We start from the raw sequence: 11956 nt of genomic DNA, 5'->3' as shown, positions 1-11956 counted from the left end.
GATCGCCATGCGTGATTTGTTCGCTCAGGAACCCGCCGCACCCTTAGCCGAAGCGCTGCGCCCCAAAACCCTCGATCAGGTGGTGGGCCAGTCTCACCTGTTGGGCGAGGGCAAGCCACTACGTTTGGCTTTTCAGTCCGGGAAACCACACTCCATGATTTTCTGGGGGCCTCCCGGTGTGGGTAAAACCACGCTGGCGCGTTTGACGGCCAGTGCATTCGAGTGCGAGTTCATCGCCTTGTCCGCCGTCTTTTCAGGCGTGAAAGACATTCGTGCGGCCATGGAGCAGGCCCAGCAGAATCTGGCCATGGGCAAGCACACCATCCTGTTCGTGGACGAGATACATCGCTTCAACAAATCTCAGCAGGACGCGCTTCTCCCTTATGCCGAAAGTGGCTTGGTGACCTTTATTGGCGCCACTACAGAAAATCCATCGTTCGAGGTCAATTCGGCTTTGCTGTCGCGGGCGCAGGTCTATGTGCTCAAGTCTTTGACGGATGATGAACTCAAGCTGCTGCTGCGCCGCGTACAGGAGCAAAATGCGCTGGATGGTCTGGCGTTCGACGATCAAGCTGTTGATACCTTGATCGGCTATGCCGACGGTGATGCCCGGCGTTTCTTGAACCTGCTGGAGCAGACTAATACGGCCGCCAAGACCTCCGGCACCGAGCGGGTCACAACGGACTTTCTGCAAAACGCGCTGACCTTGAACTCTCGGCGTTTTGACAAGGGGGGCGACAATTTCTACGACCAGATTTCTGCTTTGCATAAATCGGTGCGTGGTTCCAACCCGGATGCCGCCTTGTATTGGCTGACCCGGATGCTGGATGGTGGGGCAGATGCCCGTTATTTGTCGCGCCGCATCATCCGCATGGCTTGGGAGGATATCGGTCTGGCCGATCCGCGCGCCATGCAAATTGCCAATGATGCCGCCTTGACCTTTGAGCGCCTAGGCAGCCCTGAAGGAGAACTGGCGCTGGGGCAGGCCGTGATTTATCTGGCTATCGCCGCCAAGAGCAATGCCGGTTATATGGCATACAACCAGGCCCGCGCCTTTGTGAAGCAGGATAAAAGCCGTGAAGTGCCCGTGCATTTGCGCAACGCCCCGACCAAGCTGATGAAAGAGCTGGGCCACGGTCATGCGTATCGCTATGCTCATGACGAGCCCAATGCTTACGCGGCGGGTGAGACTTACTTGCCGGAGGGTATTCCCGATCCGCATTGGTATCAGCCCGTGCCCCGTGGTCTGGAAATCAAGATTGCTGAAAAAATGGAGCGCCTGCGTCAGCTGGACGAGCAGGCCGGTAAAAAAGATACCTAAGACAGGACAGGCGCTTGCTTGACCTGCCACCTCCGTATTTCCCGATATCCCGCTACGGCTTGCGCTGTGCTGCGCTTGTGGTGGCTTGTGGTTAAAATCACCAGATCAATCGGGATTGAACCATCACCTATATGGCTATTAAATGTTAGATCTGAACCAATTACGCAAAGACTTGGAGCCGCTGGTACAGGGCTTGGCGAAACGTGGCGTGCAATTTGACACCGAGCGTTTCCAGCAGCTGGAAGCCCGCCGCAAAGCGGTACAGGTGGAAACCGAAACCCTGCAGGCCGAGCGCAATGCACTGGCCAAACGCATTGGCCAGCTCAAGTCCAAGGGCGAAGACGCCAGCGAGGCATTGGCTCAATCCCAGCAAATCCCGGTGCGCCTGAAGCAGTTGGAGCAGGACCTGTCCCAAGTACAGGCCGAGCTGTCCTCCTGGTTTGCCACGATACCTAACCTGCCGCACGACAGCGTGCCGGTGGGCGAGTCCGAAGAAGACAACGTCGAAGTACGCCGCTGGATTCCCGGTCCTAAAGATGATCAGGGCAAACCTGCACATATCACTTTTGCGCCGCGTGATCACGTGGACCTGGGCGAACAATTTGGCCTGGATTTTGAAGCCGCCCGTAAGTTGGCTGGTGCCCGTTTCATGGTTCTGCGTGGCCCTCTGGCCCGTTTGCACCGTGCTCTGGCTCAGTTCATGTTGGATACTCAAGTGGAAGAGCACGGCTACACCGAGTGCTACACCCCTTACATCGTGAACGCGTCTACCTTGTACGGCACAGGCCAACTGCCCAAGTTCAAGGACGATATGTTCTGGGTTACCAAAGGTGGTCAGGACAACGAACCAACTGATCCGGCCGAATCCAAGCCTGAAGACCTGTACCTGATCTCCACCTCCGAAATCAGCTTGACGGGCATGGTGCGCGACGAGATTCTGGCTGGTGATGCGTTGCCTATGCGTCTGACTGCTCACTCGCCTTGTTTCCGTTCGGAAGCCGGTAGCGGTGGTCGTGATACCCGTGGCGTCATTCGTCAGCACCAGTTCGACAAAGTGGAAATGGTGCAGATCGTTCACCCCGAACAATCCTACGAAGCGTTGGAGTCCATGGTCGGCCATGCCGAGCATGTTCTACAAGCTCTGGAACTGCCATACCGTGTGGTGCAGCTGTGTACCGGCGATATGGGTTTTTCTGCCGCCAAAACCTACGATCTGGAGGTGTGGCTGCCAGCACAAGACACGTTCCGCGAGATTTCCTCGGTCTCGAACTGCGAGGCTTTCCAGGCCCGTCGCCTGCAAGCCCGTTTCCGTGCCGACAGCAAGGCTCGACCCGAGTTTGTGCATACATTGAACGGCTCTGGTCTGGCTGTAGGCCGTGCTTTGGTAGCCGTCCTGGAAAATCACCAGCAAGAAGATGGCAGCGTCATTGTGCCCAAGGTTCTGCGTCCTTATATGGGCGGTCTGGAACGCCTGGTGCCTGCGCAGTAAAAGCATCTGCCTGAATCGCAAAAGGGCTGATGACCTTCATGGTCCTCAGCCCTTTTTTATTCCTGGTTCCGTCGTGAAGGATTAGTCATCATCCCAGTCGCGTTCCTGGTGCTTGCGCCAGCGCTTGTGTGCGCGTCGCTGCTCCTTGCGCCATTCCTTGTTGGAGCGGCCATATTCCACGTAGCCGGGACGATAGACATAGCGGGGAGGGTGGTAAACCACCGGCGGTGGAGCGACATAAACCGGGCGTTCCACAACATGAGCGGGCGGGTAGTAGATCGGTCCGTAACCGATACCGGGAATACCGACATTGATGTCCACACTTACACCACCTGCAAAGGCAGTGTGGGTGCCCAAGACCATCAAGCCAGCTAATAGTAGCTTTTTCATATGCTGCACCTCTCGTGACTCTAGCTGCAGCGATTGTTGCTTGAAATCGGTGTACCAAACGTTAGGCAATCCTGGCAAAGCACTTCCAAACGCAACATGGCTCGTATGAGCTATGCGGCAGGTTTACCTTTCTTAACACATGTTTCCCCTGCCCGACAGGACAGGGGAGGTGCATGAGCGGATTCAGAAGGTGTGGCGTTCAACCTGACGATGGCGGATGGGGCGACGATTGTAATTCGCATGCAATTGTCGACCGTGTACGGAATCCATTTGCTTGTTCAGGTGTGGGGTACGGCGTGGGTTGCGTTGCGCAGGCTCTGTGCGCGGCTTGGAGCTGACCTCCAGAAACCAGAGACAGAGAGAAGCCCAGAAAAAGAGTGACAGGATATTGACCAGCCCACCTCGCAGCGAGGCGTAACCTGTCGCATCCGAGGCCCGAATATTGAGCAGGTCTGCTAAGGCTGGAATAGAACCCAGGGTTTCGATGATCAGGCTACCCGGTATCCGGAATCCCCAGCGCATAGTCTGAAGGATCTCATTCAGGCTATATATACCGTCGCCATTCGCGTCAATAATCCATTGGAAGGTTTGCATGACAACTCCTTTTATCAAGTCCAGCGCGTGGCACTGGAATTCCAAGGGCTGCCCCCAAAAGGCAGGGCTATGATGCATCAATGTCTGTTTTCACTATAGGCTCACCCCATGCGCCGGACAAGCCAGGAAGGCCGAAATACAGGGTAAACCCTTGATTATTCAGCCTTCTTTTTTTGGGGTTAATATCCGCTACGCATGAAGCTGCCACCTGATAAATCTTCAGCGAAGTATTCAGTACGCAGGCCCGTTACGTTGCCGACCGGGTTGACCGTGAAATCCAGATACGAGACCGAGCCCTCGACGGCGTTTTCACCCAGCAGACTGAAAACGAAGCGAGAGCCGTCCCAGTGGCGTAGCTTGTAGGACGATTGGCCTTGTTTGCCCAGACTGAGTGTCAGCGTACCGTTGGCGAGGGTGATGGACGCCTGACCGTAGTAATCGTTGTCGTACGTGCCCGTGTAGCGCTCCAGCGGTAAGGGCTGGACAGGTGTGGCAGGGGGTGTTTGGCCCGCTAATGAGCCGAAAGGTTGGAACATTTCCTGCTGGAATTGATCATGAAGGACGGTGTACCAGTCTTGTGAGGTGGAGCCGTTACGCACCAGCTCGATAAAGGAAATTGCACTGGCCTCGGCGACGCCGCTGGGGGCTGCATTTGTAAGTACCACAATGCCAAGTGCAGAATCGGGCCAGTGCATGAAAACGGTAGAGGCGCCCAGTAGAAAAGCTCCCGAGTGTGAGTTCAGTCGCTGGCCATAGGGATCATTACCGACATTAAAGCCAAAGCCGTATTGGTGGCCGGGCGGAGACTGGCGCACCAGTGCGGGTTCCAGAGCAGCCGGTGCGAATAGTTTGCGACCTTCGGCACTGGTGCCCATGCCTTGCAACAGGGCTAGCCAGCGCGCCATATCGCGTGCGCTAGAACTGACGCCACCAGCGGGGGATTGTGCATCGGGCTGGCGTTGATATAAAGCCTGGTAGCGCCCGTCTTGCCAACTATGTCCTATGGCACGGTTATCCTGGGCGATGAAGTCAGCAAAGCGCGAGCTGCTGCGGCTCATTCCTAAAGGTTGGTATAGCTCACGCTCCGAAAGTGTGGCCCATTCGGTGCCTGCGGCGTTGGCAACGGCCTGAGCCGCCGCAGTCAGACCAAAGTTGGTGTAGGCGTAGTGGCTACCCAGTTGTTTGACAGGCACATACCGCAGGCGGTGCAAAATCGTGTCGCGGTCATAGCCCAGATCTTCCAACTGGTCCCCTGCGTGGTCGGGCAAGCCTGATCGATGGGCGTAAAGATCACCGACGCTAGGTTGGGGGCCACCGCCAGCAAGCAGAAAGTCCGGTAGCTGTGTGGCTACGGGAGTGTCCCAGGTGATGACGCCTGCATCCACTTGCGTGGCAACGACGGTGGCGCCCACAGATTTGGAGACTGAGGCAAGCTGGAACACAGTGTCTGGCGTGATAGGCTCGGGTTTGCCTGTTTCGCGCACACCAAAGCCTTGGGCATAACGCAGCTCTCCATTCCAGACAACGGCCACGGCAACGCCAGGCACGCCAGAGCGCTCCATCAATTGTGGCACCAGGGTTTGCAGGCCTTGTAGGCCGCGCTCAAGCTGTGCTTCAGTCAGGTCGTTGGAAGGCGCATGATCATAGTTGCCGCTGCAAGCGGCTAGCAGCAGGCTGGTGGTGCTGAGCAGTGGAATCAGCAGGCGTTGTGGTGAGAGCAGGGAAATAGGCATGGTCAAAGGCTTAGAGGGGAGAGGGGGACAGGTTCGTGCGGCTCCAGACATGTTTATGCCATTCCGATGGACAAACATGAAAGCGTGCTTTGAAGAGCTTGCTAAAGCTGGACTGATCCGTGAAGCCGCAGCGCCAGGATAAGGCGCCCAAGTGAAGTTGAGGAGTTTGTTCGATGAGCGATTTAGTGCGTTGCAGACGAATTTCACGCAGGGTTTGCATGACCGAGGTGTTCTGTTGGGCGAAGGCCGCATATAGACGCGTGCGTGAACAGCCTATACCTGTAGCGATGGCGGTAGCGTCCAGTTCGTGTCGATGTATGTTGCGCTCCATCAGACGTATAGCCGCTTGGTAACGCCCTTGGTGCAGGTTTGCGGTAGTGTCCGCAGGCTTGCTCAAGAACTGTTTACCCAAGTTGTGCAGCATGAGCATTGCCATTGAACGGGTTTGTTCGAGTAGCGTCGCATACTCACTTGCTGCCAGTGTGGTTGGGCTCTGTAATAGCAGGGCCATTTGGCTCAGTTGGGTGCTCAGGATGGGGGCTAGCACAGATCGTGGCGGAACTAGGAGCATGGCACCGGGTTCGTGCCCCAAGGCGGTGAGAACTTCTTGACGTGGAAGTGCCAGAAAGACTTCACGCGCGTTTGGGCTCCAGTGGTAGTCGCACATGCGCCAGGGGTCATACAGGCCCAGCGCCCCCCTTCCTATGGATTGTTGTTCGCCCGCCGCAGCATCACGCAGGACTTCACCGGATTCTATAAGGGTAAGGACCAGCATTTCAGGGGCGCCTGCTAGGCGGCGGGGAGCGGCGCGCATACTATAAGCTGACGAGCGCATTGTGCCCAATAAGCAGTTATCAGCGCGCAGCGTGGTCAGTTCTGCATTTAGCTCGACACCAGGTGGCAACGGCAGCATGTCGACCCATCGGTGTGCTTGTTCACGCCACGCCTCAAAGCGTAGTGCAGGCTCTGTATCGCAAGAGGATAGGCGTTGTGGCAGGCAGAGCTCGGTAGTCGGCGGCATTCGAGGATTTTGTCGTCGGAAAAGGCGTTGGTTGGCTAGGGGAGGGAGCGTATCACTGTCTTGTGATGCTAGAGAGCTTGATTCTGCTTGTCTATCGTTGAAAACACCGTTTGGTGTCACTTGCTATTAGTCCAGGCGCAGGCTTCTTACCTTGCTGTCGCCGCCCTGGCTCTTGTCCTAGCTCGGACAGAACAGGGACGGCCAACCATTGGGAAAATGTCATGATGGCTGGGTTTTTTATAACGTGGAACTCTGTTTGGTATATCAGTTAGCCAAAGGCCAATTGATTTTGCCACGATCCCGATCGTGGATGGCTGCTGGCTTTGGTCCTCCTATCCCAAGTTTTGGCGACTTGTCCCAGAGGGGGAGGGGCAAGTAGTCCAGCATGCCGTGCTGGCGTCGATCCGAGAGCTGTCAATCAGCCGTGCAGTGGCGGTGAGGTATGGGATTGCCTTCTCTTAGTGTCGCTTGCTCAAGCTGATTTTGTTAAAGCATTCCTCGGTATTCATTTTTAATGCTTGTCATCACCTCCTATTTCATCTATATTTATGGGCTTGCTTGTAATCATATAAGCAATCGCGGACAGGTGGCAGAGTGGTCGAATGTACCTGACTCGAAATCAGGCGTACGTGCAAGCGTACCGTGGGTTCGAATCCCACCCTGTCCGCCACCTAAGATTTTAAAAGCCCTTGATTATTCAAGGGCTTTTTTGTTTTCTGCCGGTCTGAATATCCTGTTCTCTGTGCTTGGTTTGTTTGCCGTTTTGTCACATGAGCACGTTAAGGTAAAAGTGTCAGTGGCAGCCGATGTCCGGGAAATTCACCCGTCACATTTTGCATGGCCGACTTTTTTGCAGCGTAGGCAGAAGATATATAGGGCAATGCGCTAACACCGGGGCCGATGGTGTTTGACTTTGCTCTGGAGGCCTTGAGGATTCCGGACAAAAGGATCCCATTGCATTTCCCGGCAGTGGGGGCGGCGAGTACACTTGAGGTTTCAGTTCTCTGTTGTCAATACTCACGAGGTATCTATGCTGAAAGGTAAAAAAGCAGTTGTAACAGGATCGACCAGCGGTATCGGTCTGGCCATGGCCACCGAATTGGCAAAAGCCGGTGCAGATGTGGTGATCAATGGTTTTGGTCAGCCTGAAGATATCGAGCGCGAGCGCAGCACGCTGGAGTCCACGTTTGGTGTCAAAGCCTATTATCTGAATGCAGATCTGAGCGACGCACAGGCCACGCGTGACTTTATTGCCAAGGCGCAAGAGGTCCTGGGGGGGCTGGATATTCTGGTCAATAACGCTGGGATCCAGTACACGGCACCTATCGAAGAGTTCCCCGTCGATAAGTGGAATGCCATTATTGCCTTGAACTTGTCGGCCGTATTTCACGGCACTGCTGCTGCCTTGCCCATCATGCAAAAGCAGGGTTGGGGGCGCATTATCAATATTGCCTCGGCTCACGGTCTGGTGGCCTCGGTGAATAAATCGGCTTATGTGGCTGCCAAGCACGGTGTAGTGGGCCTGACCAAGGTGACGGCGCTGGAAAATGCTGGCAAGGGTATTACTTGCAACGCAATCTGCCCGGGCTGGGTACGTACACCCTTAGTAGAAAAACAGATTGAAGCGATCAGCCAGCAAAAAGGTATTGATATTGAGGCCGCCGCTCGCGAGCTGCTGGCTGAGAAACAACCTTCCCTGCAGTTTGTCACCCCCGAGCAATTGGGCGGTGCCGCTGTGTTCTTGTCGTCTCCCGCTGCGGATCAAATGACGGGTACGACGCTAAGCCTGGATGGTGGCTGGACGGCTCGCTAATTGTTGTCAGAGCGTATTGTGTGGATAACAGATAAAGGGCTTGGCCCTTTATCTGTTTGTATAGAAAGGATATAGGCGCATGTTGTTATTGCTCTCGCCAGCAAAAAAGCTGGATTACGACTCCCCTGTACGCACGGAGCTGGCGACCCAGCCTCTGTTTGTGGAGCAGGCGCAAGGCTTGATTGATATTTTGCGCACTCAGTCCGAAGAGGATATCGCTGGTTTGATGAAGCTAAGCGACGATCTGGCTCGTTTGAATGTTCAGCGCTACCATGAATGGGAGCCCAAGTTTGACCGCTCCAACGCCCGTCAGGCCATTCTGGCTTTCAATGGTGATGTGTACGAAGGTATGGCTGCGACAGACTTGTCGGACAAGGAACTGCAGTGGGCGCAGGACCACATTGTGATTCTCAGTGGTTTGTACGGCGTATTGCGTCCCTTGGACTTGATGCGCCCTTATCGTCTGGAAATGGGGACTCGCTTGAAGAACCCCGGTGGTGCGAATCTGTACGCGTACTGGGGCAGCCGCATTGCCAACTATCTGAACGAGCGTCAGGACGGGGAAACCAAGCCCGTCGTTTTGAACCTTGCCTCCGAAGAGTATTTCAAGGCGGTGGATCAGAAAGCCCTGCGTGCGCGTGTGGTGCAGTGTGTATTCCAGGACGAGAAAAACGGTGTCTGGAAGATTATCAGCTTTTACGCCAAGAAAGCCCGTGGTTTGATGGCACGCTTTGTTATCGATAAGCGTGTTCAAACGGTGGAAGGTTTGAAAGCGTTTGATCGTGAAGGCTATGTATTTCAGCCCGAGTTGTCCAGCGAGGATAAGCTGGTGTTTCGTCGCTCCGAACAGGACGTCAAGGCTGGATAAGCATTTAGCTTTATTACTTTCGTAGTAGGGGCAGATCTTTAGTTGCTCTGCAGTCTTGCTGGTACGAAGAGGAAAGGCAGGGCCATATATTGCGCCTTGCTTTTTTTTGGCCAGCGGCCTGAGGAAGGCTTGGTGCCCTATGCTCTTGTGCTTTGTGCTTTGTGCTTTGTGCTTTGTGCTTTGTGCTTTTGCGTATTTGGCCTTGATAGCGAGTTCCCCATGTATACGGGATAGGGCCATCACGCCCCTTGCTGTTTCAATTCCTGCTTGCGCTCCGGTGGCAACTGCGGGCCAGTGCTGTATTCCAGACCTCTCATGTCCTGACGTATCAATTGGGCGGCCTTGCTCATTTGGCGGATAGGGTAGGCGAGCATGGCCAGTTCGCCTTCGGTTTCGATAGAGGCGGGCGGCTCTGCATCCTGATCGTTGATCAGTGCGCCAATCGCATCCAAAGAGTTCTGTATGCCCGGCGGGATCTGGCTCAAATTAGCCAGAAGTGGCGTGGCGGCGCTGATTTGCGAGGCCAGTACATGGTTTTGAATCAGCAGATTATTCAGTAGGGATACATTGGCTTGACGGCTGACAGGCTCATCCATCATGCGATAAAAGGCCGAGGCAAAATTGCTGAAGGCAATGTGTACGTTTTTGTTGGCCACTTGCCAAGCGGTATCGGCTTCCATCAAGTCTAGATCCACTTGTTCTTTCTGGGCTTCTGTCATCGTGGGCTGGCCATCCTGCCCGCTCTTGAGGCTCTGGTTGTGCAGACGACTCAAACGAGCGAATTCCAGACCGGCACGCCAGAATTCTTTGTTTGCGGCCAAGGCCGCGCGAGCCAGTCCTGTCATGGCGCTGGACTCCCAGTTGGGCAGCAAGTAGCTGGCTGCCATGGCGATACCGCAACCAATCAGCGTATCCACCAAACGTTCTCCAATAATGAAGGAGCCACCCGTGGACAGGAACTGGAAGGACAGGATCACAAAGATCGTGTTGAACAGAGCCGATAGCAGGAAGTTCAACTGGACCAGACTGTTGCCCAAGAGGTAGGCCAGTAACATGGCAATCAGATACAGCTCGCGGTTGTTGGTCAGTTTCAGAAGCAGGAAAGCGGCCGCACAGCCCAGCACCGTGCCAAAGAGACGCCAGCCATTGCGCTGGCGGGTAATGGCAAAGCCCGGTTTCATGATGACCAGAATCGTCAGGATGATCCAGTAGCTGTGGGCGGTCAGGGCACTGACCAGGCCCAATTCGCTTTGGAAGTGAGTGCTGAGTGCGCCGACACCCAGTGCCACCATGGAAGCAATACTGACCCGTGCCGCATAGCGAAAGTGCGAGGACTTCAGCTTGAAATTGCTGGTCAGCATGCCCAGCCGTAGCTCCTCGCGCGACAGCATTCGGCTTAGCGATTTATTCAGGTACTGATCAACTGGAAGATTCTGGCTGGCCCGGTGAGACAGGCTGGCCATATGCTCGACGATCCGGTTCAGGTTACGCAGGCGGCGTAACACCTGAACTAATAGTGCATACGTTTCCGGGTCTGATTGAGACATGCCCTGGCGCTTGTATTTCTCCAGCTCGTATTCCATGGCGCGGATCTCTGCTTTGACGCTGGAGCGACGAGTTGTGCGAGCACTGCGTGAAACATTCATGGCAATGCGGCCAATATCCAGCGACAGCTTGTGCAAGCCATCACGCGCAAAAACCATGAAATCGCTGTCGGAAAGCTGGCGGCGCAGGACGGTGTAGTCGGTATAGGTCGCGACCAGCGAGTCCAGAATGCTGACCATATTCAAGAAGATTGTCAGCAGTGCCTTGCGGTGGTGATCGCCTCGTCCATAACCGCGTGGCAGTTCACGCAGCACCACATCACGGGCGGCCTGATGCTTTTCGGTCATATTGGATTGCAGATTGATCAGCCGTCGATAGCAGGCGTCCAGGTCCGAGGTGGAGTCATAGAACTGTGAGCGCGCTTCCATGTATTCCGCTGTGGCAAACAGGGCTACCGCCAGTGTCTGGCGCTCTTCCCGATACCAGAACAGGCGTCGGAACAGGGTGCTGAACAGGTAATAGGACAGGCCACCGGCAAAGGAGTACAGCGTATGGGCCAGCACCTCGTGAGGCTGCATGGGAAAGCGCATCGTCAAGGTCATCAGCAGCAGGGCGGCAAAACCAATCAGCCCGCCACGACGGCCAAAGACGGAGAACATACTGTACAGAAAGCACAGAAAGGGGACGCACAGCACCAGGAGCAGGGGCGAGCTGGAGGCCAGACCCGTCAGGCCGACTGTGACCGTGCCCAGTGCAATGCCACCGAGCATTTCATTGTTGCGGTAGCGGCGCGGGCCGCCCGGCTGGTCAATGATGGCCACACAGGTGGCCCCCATGGAGGCAATGACGCCAATATCATAGTGACCGAAGAAACGGCCCAAAATAATGACCGGCAACAACACGCCGATGGACTGGCGCAGCCCACCGAAAAAATAGTGGCTATACAGGAATTGTTTTAATTGTGGGATGGGCGATGCCATAAAATACCCGGACAGCTCGTCATGGGTAGACAGTATATCGTTTTACGTATGTAAGCTTTAAGCCTGTTTTTTTGCACTTTACCAACAATCACAGTTGCTCGCTTTGTGCAGTCAAGGTAAAGTAACTAGGTGTTTTTGCTCCATATCCGAGCAAATTGTAGCGAGGCACTGTTAACCGGGCCATCCGCCCGGTTTTTTGCGC

At 55.1% G+C, this 11956-nt stretch carries 9 protein-coding genes and 1 tRNA gene; 5 read left to right on the top strand and 5 right to left on the bottom strand.

The window, feature by feature from the left end; all coding sequences use genetic code 11:
• Positions 1-7: 7 nt before the first annotated feature.
• Together CA948_RS08515 and serS are read left to right on the top strand one after the other, a co-directional pair.
• Positions 8-1321 carry a replication-associated recombination protein A gene (locus tag CA948_RS08515; RefSeq protein ID WP_094197372.1) on the top strand — a complete coding sequence of 438 codons (1314 nt, stop codon included), beginning with the start codon at positions 8-10 and terminating at the stop codon, positions 1319-1321.
• A 142-nt stretch (positions 1322-1463) separates the two neighbouring features.
• Positions 1464-2810: a serine--tRNA ligase gene (gene serS / locus CA948_RS08510; protein ID WP_108727784.1), complete on the top strand. Its 1347-nt coding sequence runs from the start codon at positions 1464-1466 to the stop codon at positions 2808-2810.
• Positions 2811-2891: 81 nt separating this feature from the next.
• Here the strand turns inward: serS and CA948_RS08505 are convergent, their stop codons facing one another.
• From CA948_RS08505 to CA948_RS08490, 4 genes are all read right to left on the bottom strand, one after another.
• On the bottom strand, positions 2892-3200 hold the full coding sequence (locus CA948_RS08505) for a hypothetical protein (RefSeq protein ID WP_094198403.1): 309 nt from the start codon (positions 3198-3200) through the stop codon (positions 2892-2894).
• Positions 3201-3383: 183 nt separating this feature from the next.
• Positions 3384-3794 (bottom strand): hypothetical protein, encoded by a 411-nt coding sequence (locus tag CA948_RS08500; protein ID WP_094197370.1) that lies wholly within the window; start codon positions 3792-3794, stop codon positions 3384-3386.
• Positions 3795-3973: 179 nt separating this feature from the next.
• On the bottom strand, positions 3974-5527 hold the full coding sequence (locus CA948_RS08495; RefSeq protein WP_203226762.1) for a serine hydrolase: 1554 nt from the start codon (positions 5525-5527) through the stop codon (positions 3974-3976).
• A gap of 10 nt (positions 5528-5537) precedes the next feature.
• A complete protein-coding gene (locus CA948_RS08490; protein ID WP_420866723.1) occupies positions 5538-6440 on the bottom strand; it encodes a helix-turn-helix domain-containing protein in 903 nt (300 codons plus the stop codon).
• A 688-nt stretch (positions 6441-7128) separates the two neighbouring features.
• On the opposite strand from CA948_RS08490, the gene CA948_RS08485 reads away from it, so the two are divergent.
• The 3 genes from CA948_RS08485 (at position 7129) to yaaA (ending at position 9229) form a co-directional block, all read left to right on the top strand.
• A tRNA-Ser gene (locus CA948_RS08485) sits at positions 7129-7218 on the top strand.
• Positions 7219-7578: 360 nt separating this feature from the next.
• A complete protein-coding gene (locus CA948_RS08480; protein WP_108727782.1) occupies positions 7579-8361 on the top strand; it encodes a 3-hydroxybutyrate dehydrogenase in 783 nt (260 codons plus the stop codon).
• A 79-nt stretch (positions 8362-8440) separates the two neighbouring features.
• On the top strand, positions 8441-9229 hold the full coding sequence (gene yaaA, locus CA948_RS08475) for a peroxide stress protein YaaA (protein WP_108727781.1): 789 nt from the start codon (positions 8441-8443) through the stop codon (positions 9227-9229).
• A gap of 239 nt (positions 9230-9468) precedes the next feature.
• Here the strand turns inward: yaaA and CA948_RS08470 are convergent, their stop codons facing one another.
• A complete protein-coding gene (locus tag CA948_RS08470) occupies positions 9469-11754 on the bottom strand; it encodes an FUSC family protein (RefSeq protein WP_094197367.1) in 2286 nt (761 codons plus the stop codon).
• Between the last annotated feature and the right edge of the window lie 202 nt (positions 11755-11956).

The sequence above is a fragment of the Alcaligenes aquatilis genome, from assembly GCF_003076515.1.
GTDB lineage: Bacteria > Pseudomonadota > Gammaproteobacteria > Burkholderiales > Burkholderiaceae_B > Alcaligenes > Alcaligenes aquatilis.
This window is presented reverse-complemented; position numbering and strand designations above follow the sequence as displayed.